Annotated in this window: 9 protein-coding genes and 1 tRNA gene; all 10 read left to right on the plus strand. The window is 74.4% G+C overall.

Annotated features, from left to right (window positions below; translation table 11 throughout):
* Positions 1-114: 114 nt before the first annotated feature.
* The 10 genes from ACZ3IL_RS11540 (at position 115) to ACZ3IL_RS11585 (ending at position 18,369) form a co-directional block, all read left to right on the plus strand.
* Complete coding sequence (locus ACZ3IL_RS11540; protein WP_467389005.1) at positions 115-789, plus strand: small secreted protein; 675 nt, start codon at positions 115-117, stop codon at positions 787-789.
* A 307-nt stretch (positions 790-1,096) separates the two neighbouring features.
* A complete protein-coding gene (locus tag ACZ3IL_RS11545) occupies positions 1,097-2,644 on the plus strand; it encodes a DUF7059 domain-containing protein (protein ID WP_467389007.1) in 1,548 nt (515 codons plus the stop codon).
* A gap of 787 nt (positions 2,645-3,431) precedes the next feature.
* Positions 3,432-3,629 carry a hypothetical protein gene (locus tag ACZ3IL_RS11550; RefSeq protein ID WP_467389009.1) on the plus strand — a complete coding sequence of 66 codons (198 nt, stop codon included), beginning with the start codon at positions 3,432-3,434 and terminating at the stop codon, positions 3,627-3,629.
* A gap of 363 nt (positions 3,630-3,992) precedes the next feature.
* Positions 3,993-6,833 (plus strand): type I DNA topoisomerase, encoded by a 2,841-nt coding sequence (gene topA, locus ACZ3IL_RS11555; RefSeq protein ID WP_467389011.1) that lies wholly within the window; start codon positions 3,993-3,995, stop codon positions 6,831-6,833.
* Positions 6,834-6,985: 152 nt separating this feature from the next.
* Positions 6,986-10,396 (plus strand): dTMP kinase, encoded by a 3,411-nt coding sequence (tmk, locus tag ACZ3IL_RS11560; RefSeq protein ID WP_467389013.1) that lies wholly within the window; start codon positions 6,986-6,988, stop codon positions 10,394-10,396.
* Positions 10,397-10,621: 225 nt separating this feature from the next.
* Positions 10,622-11,821: a DNA polymerase III subunit delta' gene (locus tag ACZ3IL_RS11565; protein ID WP_467389015.1), complete on the plus strand. Its 1,200-nt coding sequence runs from the start codon at positions 10,622-10,624 to the stop codon at positions 11,819-11,821.
* A gap of 139 nt (positions 11,822-11,960) precedes the next feature.
* The gene (locus ACZ3IL_RS11570) at positions 11,961-13,508 is read left to right on the plus strand and encodes an alpha/beta hydrolase (protein ID WP_467389017.1); all 1,548 of its coding nucleotides are present in this window, start codon (positions 11,961-11,963) and stop codon (positions 13,506-13,508) included.
* An 85-nt stretch (positions 13,509-13,593) separates the two neighbouring features.
* Positions 13,594-13,667 (plus strand) — tRNA-Thr (locus tag ACZ3IL_RS11575).
* A gap of 217 nt (positions 13,668-13,884) precedes the next feature.
* A complete protein-coding gene (locus ACZ3IL_RS11580; protein ID WP_467389019.1) occupies positions 13,885-15,435 on the plus strand; it encodes a sigma-70 family RNA polymerase sigma factor in 1,551 nt (516 codons plus the stop codon).
* Positions 15,436-15,990: 555 nt separating this feature from the next.
* Entirely contained in the window at positions 15,991-18,369 is a 2,379-nt protein-coding gene (locus tag ACZ3IL_RS11585; RefSeq protein ID WP_467389021.1) for a non-reducing end alpha-L-arabinofuranosidase family hydrolase, read from the plus strand.
* The last annotated feature ends 14 nt before the right edge of the window (positions 18,370-18,383 follow it).

The following is an 18,383-nucleotide window of genomic DNA, read 5'->3' on the forward strand; positions in this document are numbered from 1 at the left end:
CTCTCCCTTGGTTCAAAAGGCTTCAATACGGCAGTAACCAGTCGTACGAAAGGTGGAAGTCGCCCGTTCGGCGTGTATGTTCCGGGGCCGAGAGCCTTGGAAGGGACCGATCCGGTGAACAAGAAGCTTGCGGCCGCACTGTCCGGCGGCGCGGTACTGGTGCTCGCGCTGTCGGGTTGCAGCGACGACGAGGGCAACAAGGTGGACGACTGGGCGAAGTCGTTCTGCGACCGGGCGAAGCCCCAGATCCAGAAGCGGGCCGACGCCCACCAGATCATCATCTCGACGGCGGCCGACAGCAAGCCCGCCGACATCCAGGCCGCCGACTCGAAGGCGTTCCAGGACATCGCCGACGCCGACCGGGCCCTCGCCAAGGCCGTCGAGAGCTCAGGCGCCCCGCCGGTCGAGAACGGCGAGAAGGTCAAGCAGGACGCCATGAAGGAGCTCAACGACACCGCCGTGGCGTACGAGGGGCTCAAGAAGCAGGTCGACGCGCTCGACCCGACGAACCAGCAGAAGTTCGCGGACGGCCTCCAGGGCGTCGCCAACGGCCTGACCAAGATCGAGAAGATGGACCAGAACGCCCTGTCCAAGCTGGAGGGGGGCGAGCTGGGCAAGGCGATGGCCAAGCAGCCCGGTTGTCAGAAGCCCACGGCCTCCACCCCGCCGAAGTCCTCCGGTTCCGCCGCTCCGGGAGCCGGCGCCACCGCCGACGCCGGGGCTTCCCGGCCCGCCGGGGAGCCGTCCGCGAAGCCGGACGGGGAGAGCCCGGACGCCAAGACCGAGTAGGCGGCCGACGGGCCCTCGCCCGGGCCGCCGGACCGTCGGCGCCGGACCGTCGGCGCCGGACCGTCGGCGTCGGACCGTCGGCGTCGGACCACCAGCACCGGGCCACCGGGGCCTCGGGCCGCCGGGGCCTTGAGCCCTCGGGCATCGAGCTTCCGGGCCTCCGGGCACCGGGCCCCCGCAACCCTCCCGTAGCTCCTGAGCCTTCGGGCTCCGCGCCCCGGGGCCGGAACGGTGGGCCCGGGGGTGATCCGCCCTTCGCCGCCGGGTCGCCCGCCCGGATGCCGGTGGCGGCCGTCACAATGGAGCGGTGAGTACGACCAGCCTGTCTTCCCGCCTCCCGGTGCCCGCGCACGCCGACCGTCTGCGCGAGGCGCTGCTCGCCGCCGCCTTCACCGCGGACGGCCTGCTCGACCTGCTCGGTGCCCCCGCCTACGCGGCGCTCGCCCGCAGCGAGACCGTGCCGGCCCTGCGGGCCACCCGCGGCGACTCCCCGCTGGAGACCCTCGTCCGGCTCTTCCTGCTCCAGGAACCCGTCGAACGGGCCCGCGCGGCCGTCGCCCTCCCGCTGGACGAGGCCGTCGCCGACGGCTGGGTGGTCCGCCAGGACGACACCGTGCGCGCCACCGTCGACATCCGGCCGTACGGCGGGCCCGCCGGTGAGGACTGGTTCATCGTCTCCGACCTGGGGTGTGCCGTGGGCGGTGCCGGTGGCATCGGGCAGAAGGACGAGGGCGTCGTCCTCGGCGTCGGCGGCGCCTCCACCACCCTCGCCGGCATCACCGTCCGCACGCCGGTCTCCTCCGCGCTCGACCTCGGCACCGGCTCCGGCATCCAGGCGCTGCACGCCGCCCAGCACGCCACCCGGGTCACCGCCACCGACCTCAACCCGCGAGCCCTGGACTTCACCCGGCTCACCCTCGCCCTCTCGGGGGCCCAGGAGGCCGAGCTGGTCGCGGGCTCCCTCTTCGAGCCGGTCGAGGGCGAGACGTACGACCTGATCGTCTCCAACCCGCCGTTCGTGATCTCCCCCGGAGCCCGGCTCACCTACCGGGACGGCGGGATGGGCGGCGACGACCTGTGCCGGACGCTCGTGCAGGAGGCGGGCGAGCGGCTCAACGACGGCGGTTACGCCCAGTTCCTGGCCAACTGGCAGCACGTGGACGGTGAGGAGTGGCAGGACCGGCTGCGTTCCTGGGTGCCGCGCGGCTGCGACGCCTGGATCGTGCAGCGGGAGGTCCAGGACGTCACCCAGTACGCCGAACTGTGGCTGCGGGACAGCGGCGACCACCGGGGCGATCCGGCGGCGTACCGGGCCGCGTACGACCGCTGGCTCGACGAGTTCGAGGCCCGCGGGACGCGCGCGGTGGGCTTCGGCTGGATCACGATCCGGCGGAACGGAGCCGTGGCCTCCGGCGAGGTCGAACCCTCGATCGTCATCGAGGAGTGGCCGCACCCGGTCGAACAGCCCCTCGGCCCCACCGTCCGCGCCCACTTCGAGCGCCAGGACTACCTGCGGACCCGCGACGACGCCGCCCTCCTCGCCGACCGGTTCACGCTCGCGCCCGAGGTGCTCCAGGAACAGGTCGGGCTGCCGGGCGCGGAGGACCCGGAACACGTCGTGCTCCGGCAGAACCGGGGCATGCGCCGTGCGACCCGGGTGGACCACGTGGGCGCCGGATTCGCCGGGGTCTGCGACGGAACCCTCAGCGCGGGCCGCATCCTCGACGCCATCGGGCAGTTGACCGGTGAGGACCCGGTCCTGCTGCGGGACCGCACCCCGCAGGCGATCCGGCTCCTCGTGGAGGAGGGCTTCCTGCTGCCCGTCGGCGAAGGGACCGGGGAAGAGGACGCCTGACGCGGGCCGGGACGTCCCGGGGAGGGGCCGGCGTTCGGCAGGCACGACCCGACCCGGCCCGGCCGGAGGCCCCGCCCCCGGCCCCCGCCCCGGATCGTACGGGGCCCGGCCGACGTGTTCCGTTTTCGTCGTGGCCCCCTGCCGTGGCCGTCGGCGGGACGGCTCGCCGCCGTGTGCCGCCCGGCGGGACCGCCGCGCCGCCACCCGTCGCAACACCGCTGGTCGGGCCATTTCCCCGGGTTCCCCTCGCGTCCTCCCGGACCGGAAACGGGGTGACGCCGACGGACGCTTCCGTCCCGCCGGGAACGCCGTCCCCGGGGCTTCCGCCTCCCGCGCACACGATGGCACGTTCTCGCCGCCACGCCGCCACGCCGCCACGCCGCCACGCCGCCACGCCGCCACCCCGCCACGCCGCCACCCCGCCCGGTGCCGACAGCCGTCGCCGCGGCCCCCGGCCCGTACCGTTCCCGTACCGCCTTCGCCGCGCCTTCGTCCCGCCTTCGCCCCGCCACCGAACGCCGTCGCGGACCGGACGGCCCGTCGCGTCCGGCGACGCGAAGGAAGTGACATGGGCGACAGGCGGGGGAGCGGGGGAGGAGGCGCCGGGTGGGGGCGGGGCGGACGGAGGGACCCCGGGCGTGGAGAAGGCCACTACCGGCCATCTTCGGGAAGCCCCCGGGGGAAGGGCCCGCGCCGTTCATCCGGAATTCGCACCCGCGTCTTCCGGGGGTGTCAGCCTCGCTCCCGGGGGGCGGGACACCGCACGCGAACGGAACGGGGTACGGGGATGGAGAGCGGGCCGGCGATCTTCGCGGGAACGGCGTTCACGCTGTTCGGGGGCGCGCTGCTGTTGTGGACCACCCTGCGGTCCCTCCACCGCGAACCCGTCGCGCACGGGGTCGCCCCGCGCGTCGCGGTCGTGCTGACGAGCCTCTTCGGCTTCCTCTCCCTCGTCCTCGGCGTCTGGTGCTTCGGCCGCCTCTGACCTTCCCGCCCGGCCCCGCCTCCGGGCCCCCGTCCTCGCCGCCGCACCCGCCCCGGCCCCGCTCCCGAACCCGTTCCGGACACCTCCGGGCCCCTCCGGCCGGGAGGGACGCGGTTCCTTCCGCCCCGCCGGACCGGGAGTCCGGGCGGCAGGAATGCCAGGACTCGGGTTACCGTTCGAGTGGCCGTTGCGGGCTTTCGCCGTTTGACACGGGGGCGGGTTGTACCGTCACACTCCGCAGCGACGGGAGCGACACCGTCCGTGCCGCTGCCGTGCGTGCCGGCGCCGTACGTGCCCCGTACGCGTCCCGTGCGTGCGCCCCGTACGTGCCCAGAGAGAGCCGAACCGGAGAGAAGAGCGAAGTTGTCCCCGACCAGCGAGACCGCACACGGCGGCCGCCGACTCGTCATCGTCGAGTCGCCTGCCAAGGCGAAGACGATCAAGGGCTACCTCGGCCCCGGCTATGTCGTCGAGGCGAGCGTCGGGCACATCCGCGACCTCCCCAGCGGCGCCGCCGAGGTGCCCGAGAAGTACACCGGCGAGGTGCGCCGCCTCGGAGTCGACGTCGAGCACGACTTCCAGCCCATCTACGTCGTCAACGCCGACAAGAAGGCGCAGGTCAGGAAGCTCAAGGAGCTGCTCGCCGACTCCGACGAGCTGTACCTCGCCACCGATGAGGACCGCGAGGGCGAGGCCATCGCGTGGCACCTCCGCGAGGTCCTGAAGCCCAAGGTCCCGGTCCACCGGATGGTCTTCCACGAGATCACCAAGGACGCCATCCGCGAGGCCGTCGCCAACCCGCGCGAGCTGAACCAGCGCATGGTCGACGCCCAGGAGACCCGCCGCATCCTCGACCGCCTGTACGGCTACGAGGTCTCGCCGGTCCTGTGGAAGAAGGTCATGCCCCGGCTCTCCGCCGGCCGCGTGCAGTCCGTCGCCACCCGGCTCGTCGTCGAGCGCGAGCGCGAGCGCATCGCCTTCCGTTCCGCCGAGTACTGGGACCTCACCGGCACCTTCGGCACGGGCCGCACCGGTGACGCCTCCGACCCGTCCTCGCTGGTCGCGCGCCTCGCGACCGTCGACGGCAGGCGCGTCGCGCAGGGCCGTGACTTCGGCTCCGACGGGCGGCTGAAGAGCGCGAACGTGCTCCACCTGGACGAGACGGACGCGCGGGCGCTCGCCGCCGCGCTCGCCGGCACCGCGTTCTCCGTGCGCTCGGTCGAGTCGAAGCCGTACCGCCGCTCCCCGTACGCGCCCTTCCGCACCACCACCCTCCAGCAGGAGGCGAGCCGCAAGCTGGGCTTCGGTGCGAAGGCGACCATGCAGGTGGCGCAGAAGCTGTACGAGAACGGCTTCATCACCTACATGCGTACGGACTCCACGACCCTCTCCGACACCGCCGTCTCGGCGGCCCGGGCCCAGGTCACGCAGCTGTACGGCGCCGACTACCTGCCGGAGAAGCCGCGCGTCCACGCGGGCAAGGTCAAGAACGCGCAGGAGGCGCACGAGGCGATCCGGCCCTCGGGCGACCGCTTCCGCACCCCGGCGGAGACCGGTCTGACCGGCGACCAGTTCAAGCTGTACGAGCTGATCTGGAAGCGGACCGTCGCCTCCCAGATGAAGGACGCGACCGGGAACTCGGTCACCGTGAAGATCGGCGGCCGGGCGTCCGACGGCCGTGACGCCGAGTTCAGCGCGTCCGGCAAGACGATCACCTTCCACGGCTTCATGAAGGCGTACGTGGAGGGGGCCGACGACCCGAACGCGGAGCTGGACGACCGCGAGCGGCGCCTGCCGCAGGTCGCCGAGGGCGACGCCCTGTCCGCCGAGGAGATCACGGCGGACGGCCACGCGACCAAGCCGCCCGCCCGCTACACCGAGGCCTCGCTGGTCAAGGAGCTGGAAGAGCGCGAGATCGGCCGCCCGTCGACGTACGCCTCGATCATCGGCACCATCCTCGACCGCGGCTACGTCTTCAAGAAGGGCACGGCGCTCGTCCCGTCCTTCCTGAGCTTCGCCGTCGTCAACCTCCTGGAGAAGCACTTCGGGCGGCTCGTCGACTACGACTTCACCGCCCGCATGGAGGACGACCTCGACCGCATCGCGCGCGGCGAGGCCCAGTCCGTGCCGTGGCTGCGGCGCTTCTACTTCGGTGAGACCGGGGGCGGTTCGGCCGCATCCGGTGGCGCGGCGGACGCCGGGAACGGCGACGGCGACCACCTCGGCGGCCTCAAGGAGCTCGTGACCGACCTCGGCGCGATCGACGCCCGGGAGATCTCCTCCTTCCCCGTCGGCAACGGCATCGTGCTCCGCGTCGGCAAGTACGGCGCGTACATCGAGCGCGGCGAGAAGGACCAGGAGGGCTACCAGAAGGCGGACGTGTCCGACGACCTGGCGCCCGACGAGCTGACCGTCGAGCTGGCGGAGGAACTGCTCGCCAGGCCGAGCGGCGACTTCGAGCTGGGCACCGACCCGGTCAGCGGCCACCAGATCGTCGCCAAGGACGGCCGCTACGGCCCGTACGTGACGGAGATCCTGCCCGAGGGCACCCCGAAGACCGGCAAGAACGCGGTGAAGCCGCGCACGGCCTCCCTCTTCAAGTCGATGTCCCTCGACACCGTCACCCTGGAGGACGCGCTCCGGCTCATGTCCCTCCCGCGGGTCGTCGGCACGGACGCCGAGGGCGTCGAGATCACCGCGCAGAACGGCCGCTACGGCCCGTACCTGAAGAAGGGCACGGACTCGCGGTCGCTCACCGACGAGGAGCAGCTCTTCACGATCACGCTGGAAGAGGCGCTCGCGATCTACGCGCAGCCGAAGCAGCGGGGCCGGGCCGCGGCCAAGCCGCCGCTGAAGGAGCTGGGCACCGACCCGGTCAGCGAGAAGCCCGTGGTCGTCAAGGACGGGCGGTTCGGCCCGTACGTGACGGACGGCGAGACGAACGCGACGCTGCGGACCGGCGACAGCGTGGAGACGATCACGCCCGAGCGCGGCTACGAGCTGCTCGCCGAGAAGCGGGCCAAGGGGCCGGCGAAGAAGACCGCCAAGAAGGCCCCGGCGAAGAAGGCGCCCGCGAAGAAGGCGACCACCGCCAAGAAGACGGCGGCGAAGAAGACCGCCGCGAAGAAGACGACGACGGCCAAGACGGCGGCGGCGAAGAAGACCGCCGCGAAGAAGACGTCGGCGTCGGCGAAGGCCGAATAGACCGGGCGCGACGGGATACACGGCGAAGGGACGGAGGCGGACGGCCTCCGTCCCTTCGCCGTGTCCGCCCCGCCACCGCCCCCCGTCACGGCCTCGTCCGGATGTTCGGGCGGAGGCCGCGGGGAGGAAGGCCGTCCGGATAGGGTGGACGGATGACGCGAGCAGAGCAGCCAGACCGTCTCGGCGATTCCGACGCCGCACTCGTCGCGGATTCCCGGGAGCGTGCCGTACGCGCCCTCTTGCGCCACCAGCCGCTGCGCCGGCTGTGGAGCGCCCACCTGCTCGGCGCCACCGGCGACGCGCTCTCCCTCCTCGTCCTCGTCCTCCTCGGGTTCCAGGCGGCCGTCGCCGAGGGCGCGCTCGGGGGCGACTACCGGGGGGCGGCGTTCGCCGTGGCCGCCGTCGTCGGCACGCGCCTGGTGGCCTCGGTCCTGTTCGGGGCCGTCCTCCTGGGCCCGCTGACCGCGCTGACCGGGCCCGGAGGGAAACTCGACCGGCGCTGGACCATGATCGGCGCCGACGGCGTGCGGATCGCGCTCCTCGTCGTCGCACCCCTGTGGATCGACTGGACGCCCGGCAGCGCCCTCTGGTACCTGCTCGGCACCGTCTTCGTCACCGGCGCGGCCGAACGACTCTGGACGATCAGCCGCGAGGGCGCCGCCCCCGCGCTGCTGCCCGCGCCACCGCTGGAAGGCGCCGCCGTACGGCCGCTCCCCGACCACCTCGGCGCGCTGCGGAAGCTGTCCCAGCGCACCGGCTTCCTCGCCGTCCCGGCCGCGGCCGCCGTCCTGCTCGTCGCCACCCTGATCGGCCACCTGCTGGGCGTCGGACTCGACTGGTTCACGCTGCACCAGGCCGCCCTCGGCTCGTACGTCGCCGCCGGACTGTTCGCCGCCTCCGTCACCGTCCTCTACGCGATGGCGCTCCCCGGCGGGGAGACGCCCCGGCCCCGCTCGCCCCTGGAGGGCCTGCGCCGGCCGTCCACCGGGAAGCCGGGGAAGCCCGGCAGGGACGGGAAGCCCGGCAGGGAGGCCGACAGGGGCCGCACCGGCATCCTCTCCCTCCTCGTCCTGGCCTGCGCCGTCGTCGCCGGGGCCGTCGCGGCCGCCGCGTCCGTCGCCGTGCTCCACGCGTACGACCTGGGCGGCGGACCCGTCACGTACGCCCTCCTGATCCTGGCCCTCAGCGGTGCCACCGCCGCCGGCATCCGCACGGCGGGCTCCGTCCTGCCCGCCCTGTCCCGGCGCCGGCTGCTCGCCCTCGCGATCACCGTGACCGGCGTCGCCCTGATCGCGGTCGGCCTGGTCCCGGACACGGCGACCGTGCTGTTCCTCGCCGTCCTCACCGGATACGCGGCCGGGGTCGCCGCCCACACCGGCCACACCCTGATCGACCAGGAGACCGAGGAGCCCCGCCGGGCCCGGACCACCGACCACCTCCAGGCCACCGCCCGGGTCGCGACGGGCGCGGGAGCGCTCGCCGCGCCGCTGCTCGCCGCCGCGATCGGCCCGCACCGGATCGCCCCCGGCGACTCCGTCCTCGCGCACGGCGGCGCCGCCTTCACGCTCGCCCTGGCCGGCGCCCTGCTGCTCCCCGTGGCCGCGCTCGTCCTCGCGAAGACCGACGACCGGGCGGGCGTTCCGCTCCGGCGCGACCTGCGCGACGCGCTGCGCGGCTCCGACCCGGCCCAGGCGCCGTCCCCGACCGGCTTCTTCATCGCCCTCGAAGGCGGTGACGGGGCCGGGAAGTCGACCCAGGTCCAGGCGCTCGCCGACTGGATCCGCGCCAAGGGGCACGAGGTCGTCGTCACCCGCGAGCCCGGTGCCACCCCGATCGGCAAGCGGCTCCGCTCGATCCTCCTCGACGTGTCGTCGGCGGGGCTCTCGAACCGGGCCGAGGCCCTGCTCTACGCGGCCGACCGCGCCGAACACGTCGACTCCCTGGTCCGGCCGGCCCTGGAGCGGGGCGCGATCGTCCTCTCCGACCGGTACATCGACTCGTCCGTGGCCTACCAGGGCGCGGGCCGGGACCTGTCCCCGACCGAGATCGCCCGCATCTCCCGCTGGGCGACCGACGGCCTCGTGCCGCACCTGACCGTCGTGCTCGACGTCTCCCCGGAGACCGCGAGGGAACGGTTCACCGAGGCGCCCGACCGGCTCGAGTCCGAGCCGCCGGAGTTCCACGCGCGCGTGCGGGCCGGTTTCCTCGCCCTCGCCGCCGCCGACCCGAGCCGCTACCTCGTCGTCGACGCCGGCCAGGAACCGGAGGCCGTCACCACCGTCGTGCGCCACCGGCTCGACCGGATGCTGCCCCTCTCCGAGGCCGAGGTGAGGGCCGCGGAGGAGGCCCGCCGCAGGGCGGAGGAGGAAGCGCGCCGCAAGGCCGAGGAGGAGGCCGCCCGCAAGGCCGAGGAGGAGCGCCTGGAGCGCGAGCGCCAGGAGCAGCTCGCCAGGCTGCGGGCCGAGGAGGAGGAGCGCAAGCGCCGCGAGGAGGAGGAGGCGCGCCGCCTGGAGGCCGAGCGGCAGGCGGAGGAGGCCCGCCGCAGGGCCGAGGAGGCCAGGATCGCCGCAGAGGAGGAGCGCAGGCGGCGCGAGGCGGAGGAGAAGGCCCGCCAGGTGGAGCAGGAAAGGCTCCGCCGGCAGGCCGAGGAGGAGGCCCGGCTGCGTGCCGAGGCCGAGTCCCGCCGTCTGGAGAAGCAGCGCAAGGCCGAGGAGGCGCTGCTCCGCGCGGAGGAGGCCCGCAGGGCGGCCGAGGCCGCCGCGGCGGCGAAGGCGGCCGAGGAGGCCGCCGCGAAGGAAGCGGCGGAGAGGCTCGCGGCCGAGGCCGCGGCGAAGGCGGCGGCCGAGCGCGCCGCCGCCGAACGCGCGGCGGCGGAGCGGGAGGCCGCCCGGCGCGCGGCCGAGGCGAAGGAGACCCGCGAGCGGGAGGACCGGGAACGGGCGGCCCGGGAGCGTGCCGAGGCCGAGCGGGCGGAACGGCGGAAGGCCGGGGAGGCCGGGACCGTCCGTGCCGCCGAGGTCTCGCCGAACGAGGTCACCGTCCCGACCCCGGTCGTGAAGCCCGGCGGAAGGCCCGGCGGAGCACGGGACGCCGGGACGGCCGGGAAGCGGGACCGTACGGAACCGGACGCCCCGACCGTCTCGCCCGACGAGGTCACCGTGGCCACGCCGATCGTGCGTCCGGAGGCCGAGACCGCCGTCCTGCCGCAGATCCGCGAGGAGCGGGACGCCGACGAGACCGCCGTCCTGCCCGCCGTCGAGGACCCCCGGACGCCGTCCGGCCCGGCGGCCGCACGGGACGCCCGGACGACCGGGCCGGCCCCCCGGGTGCCGAAGGGGTTCTTCCGCGACGAGCGGACCGGTGCGTCCGGTGGCGCGCGGCGGGAGGAGCCGGACGGCGCGAACGACCGGACCCGGGAACTGCCCCAGCTCGACGAGAACGGCCGCCCGCGCCGGCGCTCCGACTGGGCGGAGGAGACCCCGCTCGACGACCTGCCGACGCTGGCCGACGAACTGTTCGGCCCGCACGGGGACGAGGACGAGGACTTCCGCCGCCGCGGCTGACGCGCGGTCCCCGGCCCGGGGACGGAGCCGGCCCCCCCGTCCCGGGCGGGGGGCCGGTTTCCGGGCGGGGGGACCGGCTCCCGCGCCTTCGTCCCGGCTCTTCCCGGCTCTTCCCGTGAGGCCGCGCGACGTGGCTGCTGCCGCCGCCGCGCTCCCGCTCCCGGTCCGGCGGGGACTGTCGGAGCCCTGCCCCACAATGGAGGGCGTACCTGAGGAGGGGCAGACATGGCCGTATGGGACGACCTGGTCGGACAGACCCGGATCGAGGAACAGCTCGCCGCCGCCGCGCGCGACGCCGACGCGCTCGTGACCGCCCACTCCGCCGGCGCGCCCGACCCCGAGACCTCGAAGATGACCCACGCCTGGCTCTTCACCGGCCCTCCCGGGGCCGGGAGGGCGACGGCGGCGCGGGCGTTCGCCGCCGCCCTCCAGTGCGTGAGCCCCGACCGGGCCCTCGGCGGCGCCCCGGGCTGCGGTTTCTGCGACGGCTGCCACACGACCCTCGTCGGCACGCACGCGGACGTCGAGATCGTTCGCACCGACCTGCTGTCCATCGGCGTGAAGGAGACCCGCGAACTCGTCCGGCGGGCCCAGCTCTCCCCGGCGGGCGGACGCTGGCAGGTCATCGTCCTGGAGGACGCCGACCGGCTCACCGAGGGCGCGGGGAACGTCCTCCTCAAGGCCATCGAGGAGCCCGCGCCGCGCACGGTCTGGCTGCTCTGCGCGCCGTCCCTGGAGGACGTGCTGCCCACGATCCGCTCCCGCTGCCGGCACCTGACCCTGCGGACCCCGCCGGTGGAGGCGGTCGCCGACGTGCTCGTACGGCGCGACGGCATCGAACCCGAGACGGCGCGGGCCGCCGCCCGCGCCACCCAGGGACACATCGACCGGGCCCGGCGGCTCGCCACCGACGAACGGGCCCGCGCGCGCCGGTCCGTCGTCCTCAAGCTGCCCTCACGGGTCGAGGACATCGGCGGCTGCCTCCGGGCCGCCCAGGAACTGGTCGACGCGGCGGCCGAGGACGCGAAGCAGGCCGCGGAGGAGATCGACGTCAAGGAGACCGACGAGCTGAAGACCGCCCTCGGCGCGGCCCAGGGCGGACGGATGCCGCGCGGCACGGCCGGGGCGATGAAGGAGCTGGAGGAGCGGCAGAAGCGGCGCAGGACGCGCACCCAGCGCGACAGCCTGGACCTCGCCCTCACCGACCTGACCGGTTTCTACCGCGACGTCCTGGCCCTCCAGCTCCGCGCCCGCACGGCCCTGGCCAACGAGGACGTGCGGGACGCGCTGGAACGGATCGCCCGCGACACCACCCCCGAGCGCACCCTCCGCCGCATCGAGGCCGTCCTCGCCTGCCGCAGGGCGCTCGACCGGAACGTGGCACCGCTCCTCGCGGTGGAGGCGATGACGATGGCGCTGCGGTAGGGGGACGGAGACGGCGGGCCCGGGAGCCACGGGCCCCGCGGAGTGACCCCCGGGAGCCACGGGCCCGCGGAGCGGCCGGTCGTCCGGGCGACCCGTCACGATTGGACACGGTACGTACCGGTCCGGATACGCTCCGGGGATGGATTCCAGGCGTTTGCTCCGCACGTCCGCCACGGCCCTGGCCGCCGCCGGACTCATCCTCTCCGGCTGCTCGGGCGGAAGCGACGCCGCCGCGCCCCGTACGACGACCCGCGCGCAGGTGGCGGCCCCCTCCGCCTCCGCCGCCCCGGAGAAGTACTACACGCAGAAGCTCACGTGGCGCGACTGCGGAGTGACGGGTTTCCAGTGCGCGACCCTGCGCGCCCCCCTGGACTACGCGAAGCCCGACGCGGGCGAGGTGAAGCTGGCCGTCTCCCGGGTACGGGCCACGGGCCCCGGCAAGCGGCTCGGCTCGCTCCTGGTCAACCCCGGCGGACCGGGCGGCTCCGCCGTCGGCTACCTCCAGGGGTACGCGGGCGTCGGCTACCCGGCGCCCGTCCGGGCCCGCTACGACATGGTGGCCGTCGACCCGCGCGGAGTCGCCCGCAGCGAACCGGTCGAGTGCCTGACGGGCCCGCAGATGGACGCGTTCACCCAGGTCGACCAGACGCCCGACGACGCCGCCGAGACCAGGGCGCTCGGCACGGCCTTCAAGGACTTCGCGGCCGGCTGCGCCCGGCGCTCGGGCAAGATCCTCCCCCACGTCTCCACGGTCGACACGGCCCGCGACATGGACGTCCTCCGGGCGGTCCTCGGCGACGAGAAGCTCACCTACGTGGGGGCCTCGTACGGCACCTTCCTCGGCGCCACCTACGCCGAACTCTTCCCGGACCGGGTCGGCCGCCTGGTCCTCGACGGCGCGATGGACCCCTCGCTCTCCGCGCTCGACCTCAACCGCGACCAGACCGCCGGCTTCGAGACCGCCTTCCGGGCCTTCGCCGCCGACTGCGTCCGCAGGAAGGACTGCCCGCTGGGCACGGAGTCCGTCGCGGCGGCCGGGAAGGCGCTGAAGAAGTTCTTCCGCGTCGTGGACGCCGCGCCGCTGCCCACGGGGGAGAGCCGGAAGCTCGGCGAGTCGCTCGCCACCACCGGGGTGATCGCGGCGATGTACGACGAGGGCGCCTGGCCCCAGCTCCGCGAGGCCCTCACCCGGGCCATCGGCGGCGAGGGCTCGGGCCTGCTGGCCCTCGCGGACAGCTACTACGAGCGCGAGCCGGACGGCACGTACGCCAACCTCATGTACGCCAACGCCGCCGTGAACTGCCTCGACCTGCCGCCCGCCTACCAGGGCCCCGCCGACGCGGCGAAGGCCGTCCCGTCCTTCGAGAAGGCCTCCCCGGTCTTCGGCGCGGGCCTCGCGTGGGCCGCCCTCAACTGCACGTACTGGCCCACCCCCGCCACCGGCCGCCCGCACCGCGTCACCGCCGGGGGCGCCGCCCCGATCCTCGTCGTCGGCACCACCCGCGACCCGGCCACCCCGTACAAGTGGGCCCGGTCCCTCGCCTCCCAGCTCTCCTCCGGCACCCTCCTGACCTACGAGGGCGACGGCCACACCGCGTACGGCCGGGGCAGCGACTGCGTCGACACGGCGATCAACACCTACCTCCTGGAAGGCACCCCTCCCACGGACGGAAAGCGCTGCTCGTAGGCCCTCCCCGGGGGTGGTCGGACCACCCCCGGAAACTGTGTAGACTTGGCGAGGCCGCTGCACCCACCATGGGAACGCACGGCATGCCGCCTTAGCTCAGTTGGCCAGAGCAACGCACTCGTAATGCGTAGGTCTCGGGTTCGAATCCCGAAGGCGGCTCTGCGAAACCCCAGGACTCACTCGCCGTGACCTGGGGTTTTGTGCTTTCCGGGGGTGGTCGTGGGGTGCGGGGCTGCCCGGGGGCCGGGCGGTGCCGGTTGGGGGCGGCTTCGGTGGGGGTCGGATCTTGCGCGGACCCGGTCGCAGCGTGTCGGATACGTGTACCGGCGCCGAGGGGGTGCCGTACGGGGTGGATCGTTCCCCTGAGGGAGTGGGGATGAGGCTCACGGACGCGGAGCACGCGCGGCTGGTCGTGGCGGCGCAGGCCGGTGACGGGCGGGCGCGCGAGGAGCTGATCGCCGCGTACCTGCCGCTGCTCTACAACATCGTCGGGCGGGCGCTGGCAGGGCACGCCGACGTCGACGACGTCGTCCAGGAGACCCTGCTGCGCGTGGTGCGCGACCTGCCCTCCCTGCGCGCCCCGGAGAGCTTCCGGTCCTGGCTGGTGTCGATCGCGCTCCGTCAGATCAGCACCCACCGGCACCGGCAGCACGCCTCCGTCCGCCGGACCGCAGTCCTCGACGAGGCGCACCAGGTGCCGGACGCCGGTGCCGGACCCGACGACGCGACGATCCTGCGCCTGCGCATGTCGGACGAGCGCCGCCGGATCGTCGAGGCCGGCCGGTGGCTCGACCCGGACCACCGGGCCCTGCTGGCCTTGTGGTGGCAGGAGAACGCCGGCCTGCTGAGCCGCGAGGACATCGCCGCCGCGACGGGGCTCACGGTCCCCCACGCCGGCGTGCGGCTCCAGCGGATGCGCGAGCAGCTCGAACTGGGCCGGACGATCGTCGCCGCGCTGGAGGCCGAACCGCGCTGCCCGCGCCTGGAGGAGACCGTCACGGGCTGGGACGGCCTCCCCGCGTCGGTGTGGCGCAAGCGGATCGCGCGGCACGTCCGGGAATGCCCGGTCTGCGCGGCGACGGCGGCGGAGCGGGTCCCGGCCGAGCGGCTGCTCCTCGACCTCGCGCCGCTGGCGGTCCCGGCCGCTCTCGTCACCGCGCTGGCCGCCAAGGGCCTGCTGTCGGGCACGGCCCTCGGCACCGCCGTGCCGGCTGCGGCCCAGGCCGCCGCCGGCACGGCGGCGGGGGGAGGCGGCCTGCACGGTTCGCTGGCCGGCAAGCTGTGGGCGACGGCCGCCCATCCGCTGGTGGGCCTCACCGCCGGCGCGGTGCTCATCGGCGGGGCCGCCACCTACGCGACCCGGCCCGAACCGGCGCGTCCGGCGCACGGCCCCGTCGCCGCCCCCACGACCGGCGGCCCCACGCCGGTTCCGTCGCGCACCGCCCCGCCGGCCGGGCCGTCCCCGGTGAGCCCGTCCGCCACCGCGGTCACCGTTCCGCCGGGCGCGCACGCGCTGGAGTCCGCAGACCGGCCCGCCCTGTACCTCACGTACGCCGGTGACTTCGCGACGCTCGGCCGCGTCTCCGCGTCCAGCGGCGCGCGGGCACGGCAGCGGGCCACCTTCTCGGTCGTCCGGGGACTCGCCGACGCGCGGTGCGTCACCTTCCGCGCCGCCGACGGCCGTTACCTGCGCCACCGCGACCTGCGGCTGCGACTGAGCCCCGACGACGGCAGCGAACTGTTCCGCGAGGACGCCACCTTCTGCCCGGGGCCCGGGGCGGTCGCCGGGTCGGTGACGCTGCGCGCGCACAACTATCCCGGTTCGGTCCTGCGCCACCGCGACGGCGGCATCCGGCTCGACGGCTCCGACGGCACCCGGGCCTTCGCCGGCCAGGCCTCCTTCCTCGTCCGAGGCCCCTGGGCCTGAGAGCCGTCCCCCGGCCCTCCGGGGCCGGGCCGCGCGGCGCCCGGCCGGGCCGCCGATCGCCCGCGTCGTGTTCCCGTACCGTGCCGTGCTCTCGTACCGCGTTGTGCGTTCGTACCGTGCCGCGTTCCCGTATCGCGTCGCGCGTCCGTGCCGCGCGCGTCCGTGCCGCGCCGTGCTCCCGTGCCGCGCCGTTCCCCGTCCGGCGTACCTCTACTTCTCCACGGCGGTGGGCCCCCGCCGCCGCGCGCCCCTCCGCGGTGACGACCACGCCGGGGGGTCCGGCGTAACGCTTTCCGGCTGCGAGATGTGTCACCGGGCGTTCTCCCGGGCGGCGCGACTTTTCCGTTACGGGGCCGGGGGCCCGGCGGCCTCCTTTCACGGGGGTGTCCTTCCCGCCGCTCGTCACGACGTGCCGGTGCGGCGGGTTCCGGCCTCCCCCGTGACGTATCCCCCGAAGAAAGCCGCTCCGATGACGCGACACACCCGAGAACCCCGCGCGGCCGGTTCGCGCGCGACCACGGCACCCGCGGTGCCCCGAGACCCCCGAGGAGAGTCATGAAGGGCCTGCACCGGCTCGGCCGGCGCCGCCGGGCACTGACGACGGGACTGGCGGCCGCGGCGCTGATCGCCGGCGCCGCGACGTTCCTCCCCGGCTCCGCCGGAGCCTCGGCCCCGGGCGCGGGCACGGGGGCGGCCCCCGCGGGCCCGTACTCCGCCACCGCCGCGACCGCGGGCAGGTACCTCGGTACCGCCGTGGCCGCGGGCCGGCTCGGCGACCCGGCGTACACCGCGATCGCGGACCGGGAGTTCACCGTGGTCACCCCGGAGAACGAGATGAAGTGGGACGCGGTCGAACCGTCCCGGGGCAACTTCACCTTCGGCTCCGCCGACCGGATCGTGAACCACGCCGCGGCCCGCGGCCAGCGCGTGCGCGGCCACACCACGGTCTGGCACGCGCAGCTCCCCGCCTGGGTCAGGTCCATCAAGGACGCGCGGACGCTGCGCGCCGTGATGAACCACCACATCACCACCACGATGTCCCGCTACAAGGGCAGGATCTACGCCTGGGACGTGGTCAACGAGGCGTTCGGCGACAGTTCGGCCCAGCGCCGCGACTCGGTCTTCCAGAACGTGCTGGGCGACGGCTTCATCGAGGAGGCGTTCCGCACCGCCCGCGCGGCCGACCCCTCGGCCAGGCTCTGCTACAACGACTTCAACATCGAGAACTGGCCGGACGCGAAGACGCAGGCCGTGTACAGGATGGTCAAGGACTTCACGTCCCGCGGCGTGCCCATCGACTGCGTCGGCTTCCAGAGCCACTTCGGGACCGCCGGACCGCCGGCCGGCTTCCGGACCGCCCTGTCCCGTTTCGCCGCCCTGGGCGTCGACGTCCAGATCACCGAGCTGGACATCGCCCAGGCGTCGCCCGTCCACTACGCCGACGCGGTCGGGGCCTGTCTGTCCGTGGCCCGGTGCACCGGCGTCACGGTGTGGGGCGTCCGGGACAGCGACTCCTGGCGCAGCGCCGAGAAACCCCTGCTGTTCGACGGGGGCGGCAAGCCCAAGCCCGCCCGTGCCGCCGTCAGGAACGCCCTCGACTCCGCTTCCGCCTCCGGCACGGGGGAGATCAGGGGCGTTCCCTCCGGCCGCTGCGTCGGCGCGGGCGACTCCGTTCCCGCCAACGGCACCCGGGCGCGGCTGTGGGGCTGTGACGGCGGCACCGGCCAGCGCTGGACCCACACCTCCGGCAAGCAGCTGACGGTCCACGGGAACAAGTGCCTGGACGCCCTGGGCAAGGGCACCGTCAACGGCACCGAGGTCGTCGTCCGGGACTGCAACGGCGGCGCGAACCAGCAGTGGAACGTCAACGCCGACGGCACGATCACCGGCGTCCAGTCGGGCCTGTGCCTCGACGCCGTCGGCGCGGGCACCACCGACGGCACCGGGCTCCAGCTGTACTCCTGCTGGTCCGGCGGCGCCAACCAGAAGTGGACCGGCCCGGGGGCGGCGACCCCTCCGCCGGCGGGCGGGTGCGCCCTTCCGGCGACGTACCGGTGGAGCTCGACGGGCGCCCTGGCGCAGCCGGCGAACGGATGGGCCTCGCTGAAGGACTTCACCCACGTGGTCCACAACGGCAAGCACCTGGTCTACGGGTCGAACGCGTCGGGTTCGTCGTACGGCTCGATGGCGTTCGGGCCCTTCACGAACTGGTCGGACATGGCGTCGGCCGCCCAGACCGGGATGAGCCGGCCCGCGGTGGCGCCCACGCTGTTCTACTTCGCGCCCAAGAACACATGGGTGCTGGCGTACCAGTGGGGGGCGTGGCCCTTCGTCTACCGCACGTCGAGCAACCCCGCCGACCCCAACGGCTGGTCCGCGCCGCAGCCGCTGTTCACCGGAAGCGTCTCCGGTTCCGACACCGGCCCGATCGACCAGACCCTGATCGCCGACGGGCAGAACATGTACCTGTTCTTCGCCGGTGACAACGGCAAGATCTACCGGGCGAGCATGCCGATCGGAAACTTCCCGGGCAACTTCGGCTCCTCGTACACGACGGTCATGAGCGACACGAAGAACAACCTGTTCGAGGCGCCGCAGGTCTACAAGGTGCAGGGCCGGAACCAGTACCTCATGATCGTCGAGGCGATGGGGGCGAACGGGCGCTACTTCCGTTCGTTCACGGCCACCACACTGAACGGCTCGTGGACCCCGCAGGCCGCCACCGAGGGCAACCCCTTCGCGGGCAGTGCCAACAGCGGTGCCACCTGGACCAACGACATCAGCCACGGCGACCTGGTCCGCGGCAACCCCGACCAGACCATGACCGTCGACCCCTGCAACCTGCAGTTCCTCTACCAGGGCAAGTCCCCGACGGCGACCGGGCCCTACGACCGGCTGCCGTACCGGCCGGGGCTCCTCACCCTGCGCCGCTGACCCGTCCCGCCGGC

The sequence above is a fragment of the Streptomyces sp. NPDC014907 genome (assembly GCF_055562975.1).